This is a genomic window from Aliivibrio sp. S2TY2, assembly GCF_028765525.1.
Lineage (GTDB): Bacteria > Pseudomonadota > Gammaproteobacteria > Enterobacterales > Vibrionaceae > Aliivibrio > Aliivibrio finisterrensis_A.
In genome coordinates this window covers 426,984-449,009 of record NZ_JARACS010000001.1, presented here as the reverse complement: position 1 = coordinate 449,009, position 22,026 = coordinate 426,984, and the positions used below count along the sequence as shown (strand labels likewise).

The following is a 22,026-nucleotide window of genomic DNA, read 5'->3' as shown; positions in this document are numbered from 1 at the left end:
TATTACGAACGTGGCTATTTGAGTATCAAACCAAAATCACTTAAACGAATTCACCTTCATATTGCTTAGCGTAAACGCATACACATCCGCCATTAAATCCATTGATTTAGATATCGGCATACCTGCGCCGTGACCTGCATTAACATCAATACGAATTAACACTGGGTTATCACCTGATTGCTTAGCTTGTAACTCAGCAATAAACTTATAAGAGTGCGCAGGAACAACGCGATCATCATGATCAGCCGTTGTTACCAATGTTGCAGGGTATTCAACGCCCTCTTTTACGTTATGCACTGGCGAGTAGTTTAGTAGATAGTTAAACATCTCTTCATTTTGTGCTGATGTGCCAAAATCATACGCCCACCCTTCTCCAGAAGTAAACGTATGGTAACGAAGCATATCCAACACACCTACCGCAGGCAGCGCGACTTTAAATAACTCAGGACGTTGAGTCATACACGCGCCAACCAATAGGCCGCCGTTTGAGCCACCACGAATTGCCAAATGTGATGAGTCGGTATAACCAGCATCGATTAAGTATTCAGCTGCGGCAATGAAATCATCAAATACATTTTGTTTCTGTTTCTGTGTTCCTGCGTTATGCCACGCTTTACCATACTCGCCCCCACCGCGAATATTGGGAATTGCATACACACCTCCAAGCTCTAACCAACTGGCCATTACACCACTAAAACTTGGCGTGAGGCTAACGTTAAAACCCCCGTAACCATATAGAATGGTTGGATTGGTGCCATCAAGCTCAATGCCTTTTCGATAAGAGATAAGCATTGGAACTTGAGTGCCATCTTTTGAGGTATAGAACACTTGCTTTGATTCAAACTTCTCAGAATCAAAAGGCGATGCAGAGGCTAAATACAATTCAGTATCGCCAGTCTTCACATCAAATTGGTAAATCGTTGGTGGCGTAACATAGTTAGTAAAAGTGAAAAACAGATCGGTTTGATCTCTTTTACCTGAAAATCCTGTCACTTGCCCTTCACCTGGTAACGCAATTTCTCGTAATAAATTACCTGAAAAATCGTATTGCTTTACTTGGCTAAGAACATCAACCATATACGTTGCAAATAAGGTGCCCCCACCAACGCTAATATCTAACGGTTGAGGCTGCTCTGGAATAACATCTACCCAATCGCATGTGACTGCATTATAAGAAACGATCTTACCGTTTGGTGCATTTAGGTTGGTGTACATTAATAGACGAGTGTCTTCATTCTCAATTACGTAAGTATCAGAATCAGTATGATCTAATACGGTAATTCGAGTTGGGTTCTCACAACTTAAACGCTCAAGGTAAAGCTTATTACCAGAGGTCGATGTCGCGGCTGATATCACCAAATACGCATCATCCTCAGTTGTATAGCCACTGACATAACGATGCTTCTCTTCTTCTGTGGCACCAAACACCACAACATCATTCGTTTGTGGTTTACCTATCTCATGAAAGTAGAGTTTATGTTGCTCGGTTCTTGCGGATAATTCGCTACCCTCAGGCTTATCGTAACTTGAGTAATAAAAGCCTTTTGAACCTAACCATGAAATGTCGGTAAATTTGGCATCCACAATTGGCGCTTCAATTTGCGCTTTGGTTTCAGTATTTAATACAAAAATCTTACGCCAATCACTGCCCGCTTCTGATATCGAATACGCTACAAGTGATGCGTCTTTAGAGAAGCTGACAGAACCTAAAGAGGTGGTTCCCTCTTCACTAAACGTGTTTGGGTCAAGAAAGACTTCTATCTCTCCGCCTTCTTTAGAGCGATACAAAACACTCTGATTTTGTAAACCGTCATTTTGATAGAAGTAAGTATAATCACCACGCTTGAATGGCTGTGAGGTTTTTTGGTAATCCTGACCTTTTGCGATTAAAGCGCGAATATCATCACGAAAATCGACATGAGAAAGATAATCAAAGGTGACGTCATTTTGCTTATTTACCCACGCTTCTGTTTCTTCGCTTCTGTCGTCTTCTAACCAACGATATGGGTCAGCAATGGCGTGAGAAAAATAGTGGTCAACCGTTGAGTCCTGTTTTGTGAAAGGATAAATCATAATGCATCCCTATTTATAATTAATTTGTGTTATCTGTTTGTAGAATACGCTCATTAAAAATAGGAATACAACTGTTTGATGGTTTAAGCCTAGTTATTGGTACTGCAAGCGTTACGGTTCTGTCTATAGTGATAAACTTAAGGGATTAGAATGTTTATTAATCAGCTTATTTTTGTAATTAAATTTTTATGCTACATAGCTCGCATTTTTTATAAAATAAAGAAAAAAGTTTGTCGACAGATTAGAGAATTAGCTCTATTTTATCTCGAATCCACATTAATCGTGATCTGGATAACTTTCGAGCATTACATTACTCACAATAAACCGTCCGCTTACACTATTTATACTCTACTAATTTAAGTTAAACCCGTCTGATCCCCTCAGCACGGGGAGTTGTTGGTGCGCGTACTTAATAATTAAATCTGTTTTTATTACGGACAATAAAAATGAAAAAACACTTCGAGCTTATCGATAAACCCACTTTTTTCGGCGCAATATTACTGCTTTGTGCGGTTGTAATTCCTTTGCTGATATTCCCAGCTGAAGGGGCTGAGTGGATAGCCGTAGCTAAAACATTTATGACCGACAAACTGGGCTTTGCTTATCTAGGTCTAGGTTTAGCCGCATTTTTCTTCATGATCTACATCGTTTTCTCTGATATCGGCCAAATCAAACTAGGTGATCCTGATGAAAAACCTGAATTTGCTCTGTCGTCTTGGGCGGCTATGCTATTTTGTGGTGGTATCGGTGCGAGTATTTTGTACTGGGGTACCATTGAATGGGCTTACTACTACCAAAATCCTCCGTTTCAATTAGAAGCAGGCAGTGAAGAAGCGGTACGTTGGGCGGCGACTTATGGTCTTTTCCATTGGGGGCCAATTGCTTGGTGTATCTATATGATCCCTGCAATTCCAATCGCTTACTTCTTCTATGTACGTAAACAACCTGTACTAAAAGTATCTGCTGCTTTAATGCCTGTTATTGGTGAAGCAAACAGCTTTGGTAAACTGGGTAAAGTTATTGATGTACTGTTTATCTTTGGTTTATTAGGCGGCGCGGCAACCACATTAGGTTTAGCAGCACCACTGATCAACGAAGGTATTAGCTACCTATTTGGTATTCCTGCAACAACAGGCAGCCAGATTTTGGTGCTGATGGTGTGTACGGCTATCTTTGCCTACTCATCGTACATGGGTATGGACAAAGGCATTAAGATTTTAAGTAACATTAACTTCTGGGGTGCGTTAGGTTTACTGCTGTTTGTATTAGTTTGTGGCCCTACCATCTTTATGCTGGAAACCGGTCTAGATTCAATCGGTCGTATGCTGTCTAACTTCTTTGTGATGGCAACATGGGCAGAACCTTTTGGTGGCATGGGTACGTTTGAAGATACGCACTTCCCACAAGATTGGACTATTTTCTACTGGGCATGGTGGTTAGTATTTGCACCAAGCATGGGTCTGTTCGTTGCGCGTATTTCACGCGGAAGAACAATTAAGCAAATGGTTTCTGGTGCGGTGTTCTTTGGCTCTTTAGGCTGTTCAATGTACTTCATCATTCTAGGTAACTACGGTTTATCACTGCAGTTATCTGGTGAATTAGACGTTGTTGGCATTCTAAATTCTGAAGGGGCAACTCGAGCTATCTTCTCTGTATTAGAACAACTGCCATTTAGTACTTTTGTTATTGCTGTATTTACGCTGTTATGTGTAATTTTTACCGCAACAACGTTTGACTCTATCTCTTATATTTTAGCGTCAGTAGTACAAACCAACGTAACTGAAGATCCAATGCGTTGGAACCGTCTGTTCTGGGCTTTCACTCTATCATTCATGCCATCGGCGTTAATGTTTATGGGCGGCTTGGCAACACTACAAACAGCGGCAATTGTGGGTGGTTTACCGCTATTAGTTATTGCAGTTATGCTAATGATCTCTGGTGTTAAAGCAGCAATGCTAGACTTGGCACACCAAGATAATTACGTAGATCCTGTTATCAATATTTCTGACTTACCAGACGTTGATCCATGGAGCAAAGAAGGCCAAGCATTGGCTCGCTTTGAGCAACTACGTGATAACGCAATTGAAGCAGCCGATCTTGAGCGTGAAGCAAACGACGCTATCTGGATGCTGAAAAAGCAACTACGTAAAGAAGCATTAGCTCGTGGTGAATCAAGCGTTGATTTAGGCGATGCACCAGATGAAATCATTGAGAAATTACGTCAATTAACGGATGATTCAATGAATGCTAAAGATGCTAAGCTAGCGGCGTCTGAGCTTGCTCAAGAAGCCCGCGTTGCCTTTGATGCACTGATGCGTCAAAAGGTTGAAGACGAAGCACAACAAGCAAATGAAGAAGCAAAACTGGCGATTAAAACAAGATTGAATACGCCAAGCTAATCTAACTTTGTGGTTAATGTCTGCTGAAATACGCAGGCATTGCCCTAAGACTAAATACAAAAAACCGCTAAATTTAAAGCGGTTTTTTTTTTACTTAGACGTTAAAAATATTGCTCTATTTTTTGATAAGATAAGTTAGGTTCTAACCCCAAATACGTTTTTAATGCATCAAAATATTCAGCTTCATCTTCTAATGTAATTTGCTGGATTACCCCATTCTTCTTTATTTTTAATTGTTGATTCGACAAAGTATTAATCCCCTCTTCCGTCGATAATGCAGCTATCGCACCAGACGTAAAAACTGAATCGGAATGAGTCGAGGAAAAATGATTCGCATATTCTAAATCACCCTGACAAACATAACCCATATCTAAACTGTATGTACTTAACCATTCGTCTGATTCTTTAACTTGCAACAAAACACCGTAATTTTCATCACGAAGAAAACGAAACGTTTGAAGATCCGTCGTCAACTCTTTATCAAATTCAATAGGTAATGGCTCTCTTGGTGTAAACGTACCAAAACCAGCATCTACTAACCATTGCTGGTGATTTATCGTTACTAATGTCACACGATGCCCGCGACCTGTTGGTTCTGGTGATAAATGCACTCTTCCTAATAATGTTCTGGCTTCAAAGCCTAACGTTGTTAATACATTAAACAGTAATCCGTTTAACTCATGACAATACCCACCTCGTTTCTTATGCACGAGTTTGTTATAAATCACTTCTTCAGACAGTTGAATAGACTGTCCATTTACAATATCAAAGTTCTCAAATGGAATGGTTCTGTGCTGAGCACGATGTATCGCTTTTAGGTTTTCAATCGTTACTGCCGTCTCTTTAGGTAAACCAATTCGATTAAAATAATGAGTTAACATTTCTTGATTCATTTCATACCCTTGTTTTAATCTTAAAATTATTTGTCTAACTTAAAAACACAGCTTAATACCTAAAGCTAAGTTGAGGTAAAGTTATATTTCAAATAAATTTAAGAAAATCCTATCAACAAGTTACTTCATCTAAAAAAAGGATTTTATGTCGCCGATATAATGTCCTAGCTAAAAGTACTCGTTGTTTTTTAACCGCTTGTTTTCAAAATAAGTCTTCACCTACATCACCTACACTCCATGTAGTTAATACAACTTATTGATTAACTATCTGTTTTCTGGCTTCAGTAATTGCTCGTAACAAAACCACATCTCTTTCATTAATAATGTCATTAACATTACGCTCAACAAAAATATCAGGCTTAATACCAATTCCAACAAATTCACGTCCATCAGGGTAAGTATCACGCTTAGTACAGATACGAGCCTTACCTCCACCGGGTAAATCTACTGTTAATGGTTGTCCCGTACTGCCATAAGTATTTTCCCCTATGGTAGTAAAGTGTGAAATTTTATCTGTATAAACTAAAAAATCTTCAGCGGCAGATACTGTTCCCCTGCCTATCAAAACATAAGTGGGAACAATAAGTGGGTTTTCTTGGGGAGAGACAACAGGCATGTCACCAGTTTCCCAAGCATTGGTAAATTGAAAATCGATAGAGCCTTCTTTATACCTACCCCATGCTTTATATGCAGCGATATGTTTTGGTGTTTTCCATTTTGCTCCATATACGTCTTCATCTATCAAGTAACTTAGGATATCTGTACCAATATTTGTCATGCCACCACCATTACTTCGAATATCTATAATTAACGCATCTGCTTTTTGAACTTCATGAAAATATTGTTTAAATATATCAACGACTTTTACGTCATAAAAACTATTTAAAGCGATGTAAGCAATATTATTATCTAACCATTTAAATTCAGTAAGAGCCTGATTGTTATTCATAAATGGCATATAAACATCAAGAAAAGCATAATCTCTTTTTCTTTGAAGTGTATCGCGAATTAACCTTACTTCCTTTAATTCCATTTTTAATGTTCTGATACCAATAGTTACCTCGCTTCCTTCAATGCCTTCACCAAGCATTATTTGAATTGCTTTGGTTCGTTCCACCTTTTTGGTTGAAATGTCGTTTAAAAAAGGAATCACTTTAGTACTAAGGTGTTGATCTAAAAGAAGCCCATTTACAGAGACCACCTTCGACCCAAGAGGTATTTTACTTTCTAAGGTTTTGTCCACGGCAACAATAATAGCCTCACCTTTTACTTCAACGGCCCACACGCCAGGCCAGTTAAAATGCTTTTCAGCAATATTTTCTGGGAAATAAACACCGGTATGACCATCCTTTAACAAAGCCATAAAACGCTGCAATTCACGGTAATACTCGAAGGTATTGTTAGTGGCTAATACTTTAGGAATGGCATCTTGATATGCTGCATCAAAATCAAGATCTGGTACTTGATCAAAAAAAGCAAAGTTATAGCTGGCTTCCTTCCAAAGCAGTGACAAACCGTATAGTTTATCTTCAGTACTCAGGATTTCATTTTGATTACTGTTATTCGCTAAAAGCAGAGGTGGAAATAAAACAAAAAGAAGTGAAATTACGACAATATATCGTTGAAGCATAACTCCCTTCCCCTTATTTATTCCAACTAAAAAGCACTTTGTTAGGCATGATATTACTTCCCAGCAACCTGTTTTGTTGTTTTTTAACCGCTTGTTTTCTAAATAAGTCTTTCACCTACACTCTATGTAGTTAGTTGATATGGTTTATTTATTAACAACTTTCTTTCTGGCTTCAATAATTGCTTGCTGTAAAACCACATCTCTTTCATTAATGATGTCATCAATTTTACGTTCAATATAAATATCAGGCTTAATCCCAACCCCCACAAACTCTCGCCCATCAGGATAAAAGTCACGCTTAGTGCAAATTCGAGCTTTACCACCTCCGGGTAAATCTAGCGTTAATATCTGTCCCGTACTGCCATTAGTACTTTCTCCAATAATAGTAAAGTGTTTAACCTTATCGACATATACTAAAAAATCTTCTGCCGCAGATCCCGTATACCTACTAGTTAAAACGAAAGTTGGTACTACATGTGCATTATTGTGTGGATAAATAGTCGGTGCATGTCCAGTTTCCAAAGTATTATTCGAATTAGAATCTTTCAGATTCCTCCCCCATGCTTTATAAGCAGCAATATGTTTGGGTGTTTCCCATTTTGAACCTTCCAGCTTACGCTGAGTTAAATGACTAAGAATCTGTGCACCTATATTGCCATCCCCTCCTCCATTAAGCCTAATATCAATAATTAAAGTTTGAGCTTTCTCTATCACATGAAAAGATTCTAGAAATTTTTGATAAATACTTCTATCGTGAAAACTATTAAGTGCTATATAGAGAACACCTTCATCCAGCCACTTCAATTCAAATGAAACTTCGTTTCCTTCTGTGATTGGAGATGGGTAATTAAGCGACGAATAGTTAATATGACGCCATCTTGCATCTCTAACTAATTTAATTTTACCTTTAGTTCCGGATGGGGAAATAAATCCAACAATTATTTCACTCGACATAATGTCATCAGATGAAAAAGCTGCAATTACTGAGTTTTCTAATAAAGCATGCTTTGTTGAACTAGATATATAAGGCATTACTTTTTGTTTTAAATGAGAAGAAAATTCCAACCCATCAACTGAAATGATCTTTGAGCCCAATGGAATCTCACTTTGTAACTGGTTATCTATCGATACAACAATCGCCTCTCCTTCCGCTTCTATTGCCCAAATAGCTGGCCAATTAAAATACTGTTTAGACTCTCGAGCAGGGTAATAAACTCCTGTATGTCCATCTTTTAATAAGGCCATGAACCGCCTTAATTCACGGTAATACTCGAAGGTATTGTTAGTGGCTAATATTTTAGGAATAGTAGCTTGATATGCTGCATCAAAATCAAGCTCTGGTACTTGATTAAAATAGGCGAAGTTATAATTAACTTCTTTCCAGAGTAACGATAAGCCGTATAGTTTATCTTCAGTACTCAAGGTTTCATTTTTATTACTGTTATTCGCTAAAAGCAGAGGTGGAAATAAAACAAAAAGAAGTGAAATTACGGCAATATATCGTTGAAGCATAACTCCCTTCCCCTTATTTATTCCAACTAAAAAGCACTTTGTTAGGCATACTATTACTACCCAGTTAAGTACATCGCTATATTTCACAAATTTAAATACCTTTGATTTAATTGTAAGGTTCCGCTCTTATCAATATAAATCAGCAGAACATAAGGAGATACTACCCTTAAAAATGGTCAACAAATTGACATTAATCAAATGCGAAAATATATATAAATAAAAGCAAATAAAGACTCAAATAATGATACTTAGAGTTCTAAAGAATTAATATCAACATAATTATAATTTAGAACACTGCTATTGCGTTATTTAACCAGTAATAATATAAGTAGATAATTCCTGACATTGGTATAAGGTTTATTTAAAAATACAAGAACAACAATCTAAATTAACTCGTAAATTAGATTATTATCTCACCCCTAATACAATCGCGGCCACTCCAGAGATAGAACACATCACTAACGACACCTTTCTTATGGTTCCTTTATCAATTCTATCAACCACTTTCATAGCGACTAGATAACCGATAACCGAAGCCGGAAGTAATGGCAACGTAAGATATAAATGATTCAAGCTCATGTACCCAGCAGGCACTTGAACCGCTAATGAGATAACACTACTCACCACAAAGAAAGCGGATAAGTTAGCTCGAATAAGATTTGCTTCTTGATGCTGTAATAACAGCGCCATTGGCGGTCCACCAATGCCTGAACTGGTGCCAAACAAACCTGAAAAGAAACCTGCAATCGTCATTCTTGAATTATTTGGTTCAATACGAAATGGAAGCAAGCTAATCGCAACAGCAAGTAATACAACCACGCCAATCCAAAGAGACAACAGTTTTGCATCTACGTAATAAAGCAGTAAACCACCAAGCAAAGAGCCCGGAATTCGGCCTAAAAATGCGTAACCTAATCCACGAAAAGAGACATTCGCCTTGTATTTATAGGCATTAATAATGGATAAGAATAAACCGACAATTACGATTGGGCCCGGCACATAATTTGGCGAGATTAAAAATAACAATGGTGCAGTAACAATAGCCAAACCAAAACCAATGGCGCTTTGCACAAATGAGCCTATAAAAATCAGGAACATTGCAAAGAATAAACCGAGATCGATTAGGGGAAATTCCATAAAAAATGCCTTCTATTTATGGGAAAATAATAGAAGGCATTATGAACTAGATTTTAGAAAGGAAATAGCAGTATTACACTATTTACTTTTCATTATTACTCAACCGATTGCAGAGTTTCCCACGCTACTTCGCACTCACCTTTTACCGTAGAGATAAATGCTGAATCACCGGTGATCATTACTGAGAACTCCATCGTTCTTTCTAAGAAAGTGGAGAACTCTTGGATCTGCTCCCAATCAAAACGAACCACTTCTACAGGGTATTGCTTAAACTTGCTTTGGTTTTGCTTCCACCACACATCAGATTTTGAGTTAAAGCTGTACACTTTAGTTACTTTTGATTGGCGTGATGCTTTTTTCATGCGATCAGGATCTGGCTCTCCAGCATCAATCCAAAGTGAAATGGTATCATCATATTCACGAACCCAGATATCTGGCTCATCAACCGCTGATAATCCTTTAGTAAACGTTAAATTTTCTTCTGCATTTAAGCAAAAAGCCAACACGCGAGCCATCATACGCTCAACGTTCTCAGATGGGTGTTGAGCGATGGTTAAGTTTACTGAATCGTAGTGATCACGGTTCATGTCCGTTAATGCAACACGGAATTTATAGATGGTTGGTTTGATAGCCACTGGCTTTCCTAAGTATTGAAAATTGGGTGCATTGTACCCTTTTCTTGTTGGTATGCTATAGCTGTCTGATTTTTCATAAAAAAAGCCTCATTGTGGTACCAATGAGGCCTTAGCGTACTTATAGGGGCAAGTACTTCTTATTTTTTATTCATTTGATTAAAACTAACTTAAATCAACATTCTTTGTTCCGAAGAACCAAGTAGCAATAAAGCCGGCTACGTATGAAATCACCAGACCTGCGGCAAATACCAACATACCAGCAAAGATACCTGCGTTTGATGTCATTAACGGTAACGCTACGATGCCAGAAGGCCCAAACACGGTATTTAAACCAACAGGCAAACCCATGTAAGAGACAAGTCCAATAAAGAAACCACCAGTTGCGCCGCCCACACATGCCGTAATAAACGGTTTTACTCTTGGTAGTGTTACGCCATAAATTAACGGTTCACCTATTCCTAAGAACCCCGGAATAATAGCGCCTTTCACTTGTGTACGTAATAGCGCGTCTTTACCTGCTTTTGAATAAAGTGCTAATGCTGCGCCAACTTGCCCTGCACCTGCCATTGCTAAAATTGGGAATAATGAGTTAAATCCTTGAGCGTCCATTAGTGCAAAATACACTGGAACAAAGCCTTGGTGGATACCAAACATTACCGAGATTAAGAATAAACCCGCGAGAATAGCACTGCCAAATGGATTGCCATTTAAGTTAATAAATAACCAAGACATGCCTTGGAATAACACGCCACCAATCGGCATAATAACCACAAAGGTAACGGCACCCATAATAAGCAAGGTCACTACCGAGGTTAAGATCATATCTAGGTTATCTGGCATGTATTGACGTACTTTTTTCTCTACACCAGCACCAATAATCGCGGCAATCAAAACACCAATGATGTTACCTCTTGGGTCAATACCGTGGCCAAAGAAATCCGTCATACCAGAGTAAATACCAGAGGTCGCTTCTGGGTTATAACCAAGTACAAATAGAGAGGCTAAAATCGCACCGTTTACACCAGAGCCACCAAAAGCTTGCTGTGCGTTGTAACCAATTAAAATACTTAAGAAGCTAAACAAACCTTTACTGAATACCTTCATGTAGAGGATCAAATCAACCAAATGTGCATTTGGTGACTCATTACCCATCACGTAAACTTGGTCCAGTAATGTTGCAAAGCCTAATAACAAACCAGCGGCAATGAATCCCGGAATTAACGGTGTAAAAATGGTCGCGAATTTACTTAAAAATCGCTGTGTCGCACTGGTCTGTTTCTTTTTCAGTTTCTGCTTATGTTCAGAAGCTACATCTTTTAAATCTCGATTTTCTGAGGTTACGGGCGTTGACTCTTCGTCACCTTCCATTATCTCATTCATCATTTCAGCAGCAGTCTGTGCTTTACCCGGACCTAAAACGATTTGAAATTGATCGTCACTTTCGACTAATCCCATCACGCCTGCAATGCGTTTAATTGTATCTCTGTCTGCAAGATCATCATTGTGTAATGTTAAACGTAAACGAGTCATGCAGTTTCCGCATTTAATGACATTATTTTTGCCACCAATTGCAGAGAGTATTTCTTGAATCATGGAAGTGGTTATTTTAGCCATGTCCTGTTCCCTTTCAATTATTCAGTATAAAGGCCACGTATGGCCTTGCTATCGCTTAGCCGTTATTGGTCTGAAAGCGCGTTGCGAATAAAGCCATTATGTTTTGCTAACTTTGCTTTCGCGCTTTTTGCATCTAACCCAGACAAAACCATTAAAATGGCTGTTTTACAGTGATTATCACATTGAGATAGGGCGTCAGCCGCTTCTGATTCTTGGCAACCTGTAGCTTCTATTACAATGTTCTTTTGGCGTTGCACTAATTTTGCGTTGGTTGCTTCTACGTCAACCATTAAGTTACCAAATACTTTACCTGTGCGGATCATCGCTCCTGTCGTTAGCATATTCAGCACAAGCTTTTGAGCCGTTCCTGCTTTCATGCGAGAAGAGCCTGTAACCACTTCAGGGCCTACAACTGGTGTCATATTGATATCGGCAAGCTCTGTCATTGGGCTGTTTGGGTTACAGCTTAGTGTTGCAACCGTTGCCCCTACTGATTTTGCGTATTCCATCGCACCAAGAACATAAGGAGTACGACCGCTTGCTGCAATACCAACTAATACGTCTTTCTCATTGAGGCCTAAATCTTGTAAGTCTGAAGCGCCTAATTCACGGTTATCTTCTGCGTTCTCTACTGCTTTTAGAATCGCTTGATGGCCGCCAGCAATGAGACCAACCACTAAATCAGGGTTAGAGCCATAAGTCGGAGGGCATTCACTCGCATCTAAAATACCTAAACGGCCTGAAGTGCCTGCGCCGGTATAGATTAAGCGTCCGCCTGATTGAAATGCGATTGCAATGGCATCGACCACTTCTGCGATTTGAGGAAGAATGGCTTCAACGGCTAAAGCGACTTTTTGATCTTCTTTATTAATCACTGTCAGCATTTCAACCGTTGATAACACATCGATATTTTCACTGGCTTGGTTACGACTTTCTGTTACTAATGTGGTTAGATCGATTTTCATAATCTGTACTCTTTAAAAGTTAAATTCTCAATTTCAATGGTTGCCATCATAAAGAATAAAAAATTCCATTTAGTGACCAAAATCACAACAAAAGTTATTCTAAACTTCCAAAATAGAAAGAATAATTACGATAAAAACCAAATAAAAAAACAATACAAATACCAGTTAAAATATACAAATTCAACAAGTTAAATAAATCGCACATACTTGGAATAATAGTTTTAATTTTGGAATAATTAATTCAAAAAAAGTGAAGGTAAATGAATATTTTAGAAAGGATTCAAAACCAAAGAAGCAGCTTATCAACCAATGGGATCAAAATTTTAGATTTCATTCTTGAGGCGCCCTCTTCAATTGGATCATATTCCAGTCAAGAATTGGCCAGCAAAGTAGGCGTATCGCAATCGAGTATTGTGAAACTTACCCAGCGACTCGGGTTTAAAGGGTTTACTGCATTCAAGCTAGCAATTATTGAAGATCTTGGAAGAAAACAAGCGATTCTAGAGCCTGAGCGCCCTATCCATAATAAAATAAATAGTGACGACTCTTCTCTTACGATTGCACAAAAGTTGGTACAAGAAAAAACTCACGCATTGATTGCTACAACAAACGCAATTAATTTCTCTGAGTTTGAAACTATTACCGCTCTACTTAACCAAGCGGATCGAATTCAAATTGTGGGTATTGGAGGCTCAGCATTAACGGCTAAAGATCTGGCTTTTAAACTGCTTAAACTTGGTATGGTTGCACTCTCAGAGCAAGACAGTCATGTTCAAATAGCCACAGCGAATACGCTCTCGGTTGGAGATATCCAGATAGTGATCTCTTATTCAGGCAATCGAAAGGAAATGTTAGTCGCAGCACAAACTGCATTAGAGAAAGGCGCTACCGTTATTGCCTTAACTTCAACAAAGAAAAATCCATTAAGAAAGATTGCAAGTTATTGCATTGATACCATTGCGGATGAACGTCAATTTCGTGGCTCGTCTATCTCATCTAGAACCGCGCAAAATGTCGTGACTGATTTACTATTTATGACCTTGTTCCAGTCTCGAAGTGATACGGCAAAACTATTGATTGATGATATTTCATCGTCTATCAATAAAGTACGCTAAAAACTCCATTTGATTTGAGCGTATAGCAAGGTACTTGGGTTTTCGCCAAACACGCTGTCGCTCGCTCCATCAAAATATTGCACAACACCAATTAATTGCCAATCATCGGCTAGTGAGTAGGTCTGATTAACACCAACAAAGAAAGATCCATCATCGTAATAACTGTTCATAAAGGTGAGTCTTGATAATGGCGATAAATCCACACCTAAGCTTGAATACCATGTCCAATGGGTAAAGCTAAGGGTTCTGGCACTGAGTGGTAAATTTAAGTATGCCATTGCGTTGTCGGCATCTTGAGGTTCTGAGATATGCATGAGAGAGCCTTGAATCACCCAGTTTTCAGTTCCATTAAAGCGATAATCCATTTCAAGGCTTGAAACACTGGATGCAACGAGATCTTGGTTATCATAACGACGTTGAGTGGGCTCAAACCAACTGAACTCACCACGCAGCCCTGCGCCATAAATATCCCCTGCAAAGCCTGCACCTACCACATAATCTAGCTGAGACTTACCGAGTAATACCTGCATGTCCCACCCCTCTTTATTAAACAGATACCGCGCAGCATAGCTGTCTAACTCACTGTCTGAACTGGGATTAAAAACCAAGTCAATTGAGCTCGCAAAACCGAGTTTTTTACTTACCATTACTGCATCGGTTCCAGGGCGCTCTTCATAATCAAAATCATAGATGGAATATGAATTAAAGATATCGTTTGGGTTCCATACGGTGGTCATTCCCCAATTTATACGAAAACGCCCAGCTCGAAATTGCCAATCGTCTTTATTCCAATTGAGATAAGCTCGATCAAATTGCGTGTTTCCTATCATCCCTTTTTTATCTAGCCAATTTTTAGATAAATCAACGTAGCCGGGATCATAAGAGATAAAGTCACCATAATTTGGGTACTCAGCGCTATCGCCAAATAATAGACGGTTGCGCATACCCAAATTCACGCGTAATTGATCATTAAATCGGTATTCAAAATTAAAACGTTGATGGACAATATTATCAAAGATAGCGTCGCCCGAGTTTGGGATGGTACTGGTTGCCATGTACTTTACATAGCCGTTTAAATCCCAGCTTTTCTCTGGGGCTAAACCGGGAATTTGAGCGTGGCTTAATAAGGGAAGTAATAATAAAAAAGGCACGAACCTTGTGAATATTCTCTTCATCAGTTCATGCCCCTTAGTGATACCTATTCTAGATAAGTATTATGTCTGTTTGATAATAATCAGGTTACGACAGTTCCTTGAACTTTATCAACAATTCTTTCTGCTCTTCAGTCAGATTCGTCGGTGTCGCCACAGTAATAACCACCATTAGATCGCCCGTCGCACCTTTACGGCTCTTCACGCCTTTTTCTTTCATGCGGAATTTACGACCGTTTTGAGTCCCTGCTGGTACTTTTAATTTAAAACGGCTTTCTAGCGTTTGAATTTCAACCTCACCACCCAGTGCTGCTGTCACAAAATCAGTCGTTACTGGACAAATTAAATCATTACCTTCACGTTTTAAGTGTGTATGTGCACGAACATGAATTTGAATTAATAAGTCACCTGCTGGGCCACCGTATGCGCCCGCTTCGCCTTTACCAACAAAGCGAATTTTCTCACCGTCTTCAATACCTGCAGGTACTTTAACGTTGATTTTTTTGTTCACGCCATTGACTGGTAATTCGATAACTTGCTCACAGCCGTTAATCGCTTCAGCAAATTCAACCGTTAAGCTAAACTGACGATCTTGACCTTTTTGTGGGCGTGGTTGACGCTGTTGAGAGAACATATCTTCAAAACCACCGCCGCCGCCAAAACCACCACGTGAACGACCACCAAATGCGCCACCGAAAATATCTTCGAAGCCACTAAAACCTTGGCTATGACCACCGCCAAAACCGCCGCCACCCATGCCACCATTTTGGAATGCTGAATGACCATAATCATCATACTGACCGCGTTTATCAGCATCAGTTAGAATTTCATACGCTTCTTTAATTTCTTTAAACTTATCTGCGGCTTGCGCATCACCTGGATTTTTATCTGGGTGGTATTTCATCGCAAGACGTTTGTACGCTTTTTTGATCTCTTTTTCTGTACTACTTTTGGAGACACCAAGGACTTCATAATAATCACGTTTAGACATGACTTAACCTCGTCAATGAATAGAAACAGGCATAAAACAGAGCTGCTCATACCTTTCTTAAATAAATCTAATCAAAGGAGTTTATGTCCTATCAGATTAAGGTCAAGATCTATCTCACAAAATGCGGCAGTTATTGCGGTTTATCTTCTTTCAATTGTCCATCTTCAAACACGATGACTCGCTTAGCTCTATCAAATACCCTTGAATCATGGGTAGAAAAAATAAATGTAGTTCCCTCTTCTTTATTTAAGCTCTCCATAATGTCAAGCAGCTCTGCGGTGCTTTTAGCATCTAGATTTGCCGTTGGTTCGTCTGCCATAATAAAGCGCGGCCTTGGAGCGAGCGCTCGTGCAACCGCAACTCGTTGCTGCTGTCCGCCAGAGAGTTGGGCTGGCCTTTTATGCTGCTGATCTTCTAAGCCTACTTTTTTCAGTAAGTCTTGCGCTCTGTGTTTACACTCCACCTCTGTGTGACCCTGTAACTGCATAACGAACTCCACATTCTCTAATGCGGTTAATATAGGCAATAAACTATAGTCTTGAAAGATGAATCCTATATTGTCACGACGAAACTCTATCAGCTTCTTTTCGTCCATAACTGTCAGCTCATTACCATCAATACTCACTTTTCCTGAGCTAGCGCTGTCGATCCCACCCAACATATTTAATAAGGTTGTTTTTCCTGATCCTGATGGGCCAATCACCGCAACAAACTCACCTTGCTCAATAACCAAATCAAGGTGATCAACCGCATGGACAGGAAAATCCGACTCTGGGTTATAGGTTTTGCATAACTGCTCAATTTTTATCGTCATACTTTTTACCTTATTGTTTCTCTGCCATGGCTTCGACGGGTTTCTTTTTAATAATTTGATGGGCAGGATAAAGCCCTGCTAATACACTGACACACCACACCGTCACAAAAACGGTGACATAATCACTGAAAGCGACACTTGGGTATAAAACCGAATCAATACCAAATGCATTTAACCCTTCTGCCATCGCTTCAAGTGGAATTCCGGTTTTGCTAAGAAGAAACAATAAAAATAAGGAGAAAATAACACCAGAGCCCGCGCCAATTATTCCAATAAAGCCGGATTCTAAAATGATTAAACGGCGAATATTGCCTTTCTTCATTCCAACTGCCATTAATACGCCAAACTCTCTGGTTCGCTCAAAGACTGACATCAGAAGAATATTGATGATGCCAAAGCCCATTGCGATAACAAAAATAACTAAGATCACTTGATTACCGGCATTCATCGAACTCATCATAGTCGACAGTATTGGCTGTAATTGAAGCCAATCCTGCACGCTATTGTTATTTGAAGAGTGATTACTTGAAAAATCACGGCTCAATTGATCGCGAAAATCACTAACTTGAGCCTCATCGTGCAGCAAAATTGCGATTTCATGATCAAAATGCACTTGGCCAAGTTGTTGAATATCGGCTTTTCTGACATACACGTTGGCATCATCAAAGGTGCTGGATGAGGTTTTAAAGATCCCCCTAACTCGAAACGCCGCACCAGTAACATCTCCTGTCATATCGGTAAACGTGAGCACGACTTTTGAGCCAACTCTGAGCTTTAATCGATCCGCCGTTTTCTGTGACACTAAAATGGGATTTCGACCTTTATTATCAAGCCATTCCCCTTCAAGAATATGATCTGCAATTGGGGTTATCTTAGGCTCTGACTCTAAATCAATGCCGTTTATTTGAATACCACGCGTACTGCGTGCTGACGCTATCATGCCATTAACTAAGGTTCTGCTTGTCCATGCTTTGACTTGTGGTGCTTGTTCTAGCTGTTTGGTTATCTCAGCTTCATCATCAATCACCAGATTAATGTCTGGATTTAATGCGTAATTTTTCTGATGGATTTGAATATGACTGGTTTGCCACTGAATGGTATTTTTTACCAAATTATCAATGATCCCATTCATAAACCCCATCATCAACATAACACCAGCGACACCAAAAATCATGGCTCCCAACATAATGGAGGTTCGTAATTTATTGCGCCATACGTTGCGCCACGCCAATTTAACCAGCATGCGAACCTCCTTTAAGCGCAGAGACAATCGAGAGATGGTAAATACGCCACAGTGGATAAATAAGACAGAGCAATAGTAGCCCTATTACAATCACTATCTGATCAATAAATAAGCCTGAACTAATTAATACTGGGATTATTGGTTCATAGCCCATTTCAAGCATGGCTTGTGCCGTATCTCCAGTTAAGGTGATAGGGTTAATATACAAATAGCCTAAGATAGGAATGGCAATAACTAAACCTATAGCAATACCTAACAATCCGATAAACAGGGATTCAAGAACTAATAACTTTAATAGCTTTACTCGAACCATTCCGGTCGCTAGCATCACGCCAAACTCTCGCTGCCTTTCTAAGGTCATCATTAGTAAAGTGGCAAACAGACCAAAGCCAACAATACCGTATAAGATGTACATCATGATAATGCCACTCACCCGATCAATTTGGATCTGCTGTTCCATTTCGGGGCTAAGATCATTCCAAGGGCGAACAGCAACGTTTGAGCCATACCCTATTTGTAGATCATCCACTGTTTGTGACAGTTGTGAAAAATCACGAGTATGCAGTACCCAAGCGGTGACTTGATCTTCTGTGCTAAATAAATGAGATGCTTCTTTGATAGGTAAATAAATAAGTTGGTTGTTCAACTCAGGCATTGGAAAATGCACAATCCCTTTAATCAGATACAATCCAGCAGCGGTTTGACCTCGATAGCCTTGCCCATAAAGCACAACCTCGTCACCAAGGGTGAGATTAAAAAATTGGGCAAGCCCTTCTGATATAAGAATGGCTTTGTCGTCTGATGAGAAGTAGCTTCCTTTAACGACTTTATTTGCCAAACCAGAATAAGCGGTTTCTGGTGTTGGATCGACACCCACCACCATCACGCCTTTTGATTTATCATTCGCGGCAGCAAGAGAAAAGGTTTCGATACGTGGAAGTGCAAATTCAATATTAGGCTGTTGCTTGGTGGGTTTGATAAAGTCATCGCTCATTGGCAATAAATCATCAATGCTTTGGCTTTCTTTAAATTCTGGATTTTGCAGTTGAATAAGACCCGTAGATAAACGAGCCGCATTCTCGATGTTTGCGGTATAACTGCCCTCTTGAATGCTTCGCATTAATAATGAAAGCAACAAGGCCAGCGCCAACGCAGAGGCCGTTAGCAAGGTTCTTCTTTTTTGTCGCCATAGGTTTCGCCAAGCTAACTTAATGAGCATGTTTACCGCCTAGAAATAAGGAATTAATGGCTTAATTACGTAATGATTTCATTTGGCCTTGTGAGAAAAACTCATCATTGATAAGAAAATTAAATTGCGCTTTATGGGTAATCATTTCGGTTTTATTACCGGGTTTATTGGCAGGCACCATTTCCATTCTTGTTGCTACCATGCGATTGCCCATTTCTTTAATATCATAGGTTGTCATGGTATTAACTAGCTCATCGAACTCATCATACGACTCGACTTTGCGTTGTAAGAACGTCTCTTGTGATATCCATAAACGTACTTTACTCCACACCACAGGCGCATCTGGTTTTGCTATTGCATCAATCACCCATGTTTTATCGCCGTCGATCATTTCTTGTTTAACCATTTTGTGGTCGTAATCCACCACTATTGAAGATTGGTTGATCAAATCATCATTGGTAAAATCAGAGCCCATCCATGACTGGCCCAACATTGAAGGGGCTATTTTTATCACTCGCTCAATATTTGGTATCCAACTCCACATCTCTTTATCACGCTTAAGAGAAGCACTGCCGCGATCTTTTGCTGGCCCTGTAATCAATACTAAAGAGAGATTTTGTTCCTTAGTCCAGCTCTTCATGCTCATGCTGCGAGTCCAATCAGGACGTATAATGTTCATGGTTAATTCTGTGTAACTTGAATTACCACGCATTTGAGCATCCGACTTTTTAACAATCGTATTTGCACTTAACTCATCAGCAGCAAATACGTGACCTACTACGCCGAAAAACGCAAAAAACAGTACTATTTTAATCAATAATTTTATTTTATGTTTCATATCACACCCCAGCCATGATGCTTAATTTATAAACACATAATAGAATGTTTAGGCTAATATTTTCGTGACCTCTAAGACGAAATTATCCAAATCTTTGTCATAGAAATGTCAAGTTCGCTCCATGCTAGTCATGATACGTTCGATTAATATGGTTAATGCTTTGGGTTGAAATTTTCGTTGTTTATAGACCAGATAAGATTGCCTTGGTGGAAATTGATATTCAGAAAAAACCTCAACGAGATCCATCTCTGGAGTCACAAGGTGAATGGGTAATCGTGCTGCGCCTAATCCTTTAATAACCGCATGCATGACTTGATCCAAATCGTTCACTTGCAGACGAGGATGTATATTAATCTGTTTTAACGTTTGCTTTGCATCGGTATAAGTTAAACTTTTTTGGCCATCTAAGCGGATCCAATCAATAGTCTCTATATCTGTAACGTCATTATTTTGCCAATACGATTGAGAGACAAACACGCTATGCTTTGCTAAAAATAGCGGACGAGCGATCATCCCTTCAGCTCGACTAATATCAAAAGTTAGAACTAAATCTCGATCTGTTTCTGGTAAAGCGTCTTCTGCACATAAATTGACTTCTATTTGAGTGTGGGGAAACTCCAATAAGAAATCAGTAATCAACTCTCTAACATAGCTATTATAGAAACGATAAGGCAGGGATAAACGTAACGTGCCTGTTACTTCCTCTTTATGATCTTTTAACTGATGGCAGTGACTTTCTAAATCGGTAAACTGACTTTCAAGCAGTTGGTAATATTGCTGACCTGTTTCTGTTGCAACAAGCTCTCGTCCCTTTTTTTCTAACAAGCGAACACCGAGTTTTTCTTCCATTAAAGAGAGTCGTCGGGACACGGTTGATACTGGTAGTTTTAACTCTTTGGCTGCGCCTTGCTGAGATCCAAGCTGAACCACTTTACAAAATAAAAACAGATCATCAATACTTCCAAATATGGAATTCATGGTTTTATTTCTCGCTATTTTTTATCATTAATGAAATTAATATACTTCACTCTATCGAAACAAGCACGATTAGTGTTAAAAAAAATTCGTTAATAAAGAGAGAGATATTTATGAGTAAAAAACAATTTTGGCTTTCAGCCTTACTGTCTTCAGTCACAATGGCATTAATAATGTCTGGTTCAATGTCTGCGATTAGAATGGGTGGATTTAGTTCGGAATGGGTATCTGCGTGGATGAATGGGTTTACTATTGCTTGGCCTGTTGCGATATTTGCTAACTTAACTATTTTACCGAAGATTCGCGAATTCGCCGCGTGGTTATGTCGAGATAACAAAACCAACACAGCTACGACGCAATCTAAAATGGCAAATTAAAACCAGCGTTTAACTTGATTCATGTAATCAACAAACTCATCACCAAAAAGTTTAACTAGCATTTTTTCTTCTGGTTCAATTTGAAAGCGATTCATGTAAGCAATAAAACCTAGCGCACTCACCAACCCTAGTGGGTGTTGGGTATAAACCACTGAACTGAGTAAAATAAACAAGAAACCAAGGTACATAGGGTTACGTGTATATTGATAAATACCTGAATTCACAAGCGATGAACTGCTTTCTGGTTTTAATGGGTTTACTGTGGTTTTAGCGTCTCTAAACTCTTTTACCCCCCATAACGACACGAACCCGCCAAGTACGATTAAGCTAATAACAAGCACATAAGTTAACCAAGGTAGATAAAACAGATCAAATGGCATTATTTTGTCAAAACCAAAGACTGTCGCCATAAATAGCAACATGACTAGCGGTGGAGGAATTTTCAACTCTAATTTTGATAGCATTTATTCTCCTT

19 protein-coding genes are annotated in these 22,026 nt (G+C 39.2%); 3 read left to right on the top strand and 16 right to left on the bottom strand.

Annotation, left to right across the window (positions count from 1 at the left end; genetic code table 11):
• Window positions 1-36: 36 nt before the first annotated feature.
• The gene (locus PVK63_RS02040; protein WP_130086799.1) at window positions 37-2,073 is read right to left on the bottom strand and encodes a prolyl oligopeptidase family serine peptidase; all 2,037 of its coding nucleotides are present in this window, start codon (window positions 2,071-2,073) and stop codon (window positions 37-39) included.
• Window positions 2,074-2,519: 446 nt separating this feature from the next.
• Between PVK63_RS02040 and PVK63_RS02035 the strand changes: the two genes are divergently transcribed.
• A complete protein-coding gene (locus PVK63_RS02035; RefSeq protein WP_130045283.1) occupies window positions 2,520-4,472 on the top strand; it encodes a BCCT family transporter in 1,953 nt (650 codons plus the stop codon).
• A gap of 101 nt (window positions 4,473-4,573) precedes the next feature.
• On the opposite strand, the gene PVK63_RS02030 is transcribed toward PVK63_RS02035, so the two are convergent.
• The 7 genes from PVK63_RS02030 to murQ all read right to left on the bottom strand — a co-directional run bounded on the left by PVK63_RS02030 (window position 4,574) and on the right by murQ (window position 12,858).
• Entirely contained in the window at window positions 4,574-5,365 is a 792-nt protein-coding gene (locus PVK63_RS02030) for an arylamine N-acetyltransferase family protein (protein ID WP_130086798.1), read from the bottom strand.
• Between the two features lie 253 nt (window positions 5,366-5,618).
• Window positions 5,619-6,995 carry a S41 family peptidase gene (locus tag PVK63_RS02025; protein WP_130086797.1) on the bottom strand — a complete coding sequence of 459 codons (1,377 nt, stop codon included), beginning with the start codon at window positions 6,993-6,995 and terminating at the stop codon, window positions 5,619-5,621.
• Window positions 6,996-7,139: 144 nt separating this feature from the next.
• Window positions 7,140-8,507 (bottom strand): S41 family peptidase, encoded by a 1,368-nt coding sequence (locus tag PVK63_RS02020; RefSeq protein ID WP_130086796.1) that lies wholly within the window; start codon window positions 8,505-8,507, stop codon window positions 7,140-7,142.
• 408 nt (window positions 8,508-8,915) lie between these two features.
• Complete coding sequence (locus PVK63_RS02015; RefSeq protein WP_165371176.1) at window positions 8,916-9,644, bottom strand: sulfite exporter TauE/SafE family protein; 729 nt, start codon at window positions 9,642-9,644, stop codon at window positions 8,916-8,918.
• 95 nt (window positions 9,645-9,739) lie between these two features.
• On the bottom strand, window positions 9,740-10,279 hold the full coding sequence (locus tag PVK63_RS02010; RefSeq protein WP_130086795.1) for a YaeQ family protein: 540 nt from the start codon (window positions 10,277-10,279) through the stop codon (window positions 9,740-9,742).
• Window positions 10,280-10,441: 162 nt separating this feature from the next.
• The gene (gene murP / locus PVK63_RS02005; RefSeq protein ID WP_130086794.1) at window positions 10,442-11,893 is read right to left on the bottom strand and encodes a PTS N-acetylmuramic acid transporter subunit IIBC; all 1,452 of its coding nucleotides are present in this window, start codon (window positions 11,891-11,893) and stop codon (window positions 10,442-10,444) included.
• 62 nt (window positions 11,894-11,955) lie between these two features.
• Entirely contained in the window at window positions 11,956-12,858 is a 903-nt protein-coding gene (gene murQ / locus PVK63_RS02000; protein ID WP_130086793.1) for an N-acetylmuramic acid 6-phosphate etherase, read from the bottom strand.
• 260 nt (window positions 12,859-13,118) lie between these two features.
• Here murQ and PVK63_RS01995 point away from each other — a divergent pair, with 260 nt between their 5' ends.
• The gene (locus PVK63_RS01995; protein ID WP_130086792.1) at window positions 13,119-13,973 is read left to right on the top strand and encodes an SIS domain-containing protein; all 855 of its coding nucleotides are present in this window, start codon (window positions 13,119-13,121) and stop codon (window positions 13,971-13,973) included.
• Here the strand turns inward: PVK63_RS01995 and PVK63_RS01990 are convergent.
• The 7 genes from PVK63_RS01990 to PVK63_RS01960 form a co-directional block, all read right to left on the bottom strand.
• Window positions 13,970-15,148 carry a hypothetical protein gene (locus PVK63_RS01990; RefSeq protein ID WP_130086791.1) on the bottom strand — a complete coding sequence of 393 codons (1,179 nt, stop codon included), beginning with the start codon at window positions 15,146-15,148 and terminating at the stop codon, window positions 13,970-13,972. The genes PVK63_RS01995 and PVK63_RS01990 overlap by 4 nt on opposite strands.
• Window positions 15,149-15,212: 64 nt before the next feature.
• Window positions 15,213-16,115 carry a DnaJ C-terminal domain-containing protein gene (locus PVK63_RS01985; RefSeq protein WP_130086790.1) on the bottom strand — a complete coding sequence of 301 codons (903 nt, stop codon included), beginning with the start codon at window positions 16,113-16,115 and terminating at the stop codon, window positions 15,213-15,215.
• A 130-nt stretch (window positions 16,116-16,245) separates the two neighbouring features.
• Entirely contained in the window at window positions 16,246-16,929 is a 684-nt protein-coding gene (locus PVK63_RS01980; RefSeq protein ID WP_130086789.1) for an ABC transporter ATP-binding protein, read from the bottom strand.
• Between the two features lie 10 nt (window positions 16,930-16,939).
• A complete protein-coding gene (locus PVK63_RS01975; RefSeq protein ID WP_130086788.1) occupies window positions 16,940-18,172 on the bottom strand; it encodes an ABC transporter permease in 1,233 nt (410 codons plus the stop codon).
• Window positions 18,162-19,391 (bottom strand): ABC transporter permease, encoded by a 1,230-nt coding sequence (locus PVK63_RS01970; protein WP_130086787.1) that lies wholly within the window; start codon window positions 19,389-19,391, stop codon window positions 18,162-18,164. Before PVK63_RS01970 ends, PVK63_RS01975 begins: the two co-directional genes overlap by 11 nt.
• Before the next feature lie 31 nt (window positions 19,392-19,422).
• A complete protein-coding gene (locus PVK63_RS01965) occupies window positions 19,423-20,199 on the bottom strand; it encodes an outer membrane lipoprotein-sorting protein (protein WP_130086786.1) in 777 nt (258 codons plus the stop codon).
• A 108-nt stretch (window positions 20,200-20,307) separates the two neighbouring features.
• A complete protein-coding gene (locus PVK63_RS01960) occupies window positions 20,308-21,177 on the bottom strand; it encodes a LysR family transcriptional regulator (RefSeq protein ID WP_130086785.1) in 870 nt (289 codons plus the stop codon).
• A gap of 110 nt (window positions 21,178-21,287) precedes the next feature.
• Here PVK63_RS01960 and PVK63_RS01955 point away from each other — a divergent pair, with 110 nt between their 5' ends.
• Entirely contained in the window at window positions 21,288-21,551 is a 264-nt protein-coding gene (locus PVK63_RS01955) for a DUF2798 domain-containing protein (RefSeq protein ID WP_122035143.1), read from the top strand.
• Here PVK63_RS01955 and PVK63_RS01950 read toward each other — a convergent pair.
• Entirely contained in the window at window positions 21,548-22,015 is a 468-nt protein-coding gene (locus tag PVK63_RS01950; protein WP_130086784.1) for a methyltransferase family protein, read from the bottom strand. The genes PVK63_RS01955 and PVK63_RS01950 overlap by 4 nt on opposite strands.
• Window positions 22,016-22,026: the final 11 nt, after the last annotated feature.

Bases quoted from the DNA above. Each gene is read 5' to 3' on its own strand.
- PVK63_RS02040 (WP_130086799.1), bottom strand. From the start codon at position 2,073: ATGATTTATCCTTTCACAAAACAGGACTCAACGGTTGACCACTATTTT.
- PVK63_RS02035 (WP_130045283.1), top strand. From the start codon at position 2,520: ATGAAAAAACACTTCGAGCTTATCGATAAACCCACTTTTTTCGGCGCA.
- PVK63_RS02030 (WP_130086798.1), bottom strand. From the start codon at position 5,365: ATGAATCAAGAAATGTTAACTCATTATTTTAATCGAATTGGTTTACCT.
- PVK63_RS02025 (WP_130086797.1), bottom strand. From the start codon at position 6,995: ATGCTTCAACGATATATTGTCGTAATTTCACTTCTTTTTGTTTTATTT.
- PVK63_RS02020 (WP_130086796.1), bottom strand. From the start codon at position 8,507: ATGCTTCAACGATATATTGCCGTAATTTCACTTCTTTTTGTTTTATTT.
- PVK63_RS02015 (WP_165371176.1), bottom strand. From the start codon at position 9,644: ATGGAATTTCCCCTAATCGATCTCGGTTTATTCTTTGCAATGTTCCTG.
- murP (WP_130086794.1), bottom strand. From the start codon at position 11,893: ATGGCTAAAATAACCACTTCCATGATTCAAGAAATACTCTCTGCAATT.
- murQ (WP_130086793.1), bottom strand. From the start codon at position 12,858: ATGAAAATCGATCTAACCACATTAGTAACAGAAAGTCGTAACCAAGCC.
- PVK63_RS01995 (WP_130086792.1), top strand. From the start codon at position 13,119: ATGAATATTTTAGAAAGGATTCAAAACCAAAGAAGCAGCTTATCAACC.
- PVK63_RS01990 (WP_130086791.1), bottom strand. From the start codon at position 15,148: ATGAAGAGAATATTCACAAGGTTCGTGCCTTTTTTATTATTACTTCCC.
- PVK63_RS01985 (WP_130086790.1), bottom strand. From the start codon at position 16,115: ATGTCTAAACGTGATTATTATGAAGTCCTTGGTGTCTCCAAAAGTAGT.
- PVK63_RS01980 (WP_130086789.1), bottom strand. From the start codon at position 16,929: ATGACGATAAAAATTGAGCAGTTATGCAAAACCTATAACCCAGAGTCG.
- PVK63_RS01975 (WP_130086788.1), bottom strand. From the start codon at position 18,172: ATGCTGGTTAAATTGGCGTGGCGCAACGTATGGCGCAATAAATTACGA.
- PVK63_RS01970 (WP_130086787.1), bottom strand. From the start codon at position 19,391: ATGCTCATTAAGTTAGCTTGGCGAAACCTATGGCGACAAAAAAGAAGA.
- PVK63_RS01965 (WP_130086786.1), bottom strand. From the start codon at position 20,199: ATGAAACATAAAATAAAATTATTGATTAAAATAGTACTGTTTTTTGCG.
- PVK63_RS01960 (WP_130086785.1), bottom strand. From the start codon at position 21,177: ATGAATTCCATATTTGGAAGTATTGATGATCTGTTTTTATTTTGTAAA.
- PVK63_RS01955 (WP_122035143.1), top strand. From the start codon at position 21,288: ATGAGTAAAAAACAATTTTGGCTTTCAGCCTTACTGTCTTCAGTCACA.
- PVK63_RS01950 (WP_130086784.1), bottom strand. From the start codon at position 22,015: ATGCTATCAAAATTAGAGTTGAAAATTCCTCCACCGCTAGTCATGTTG.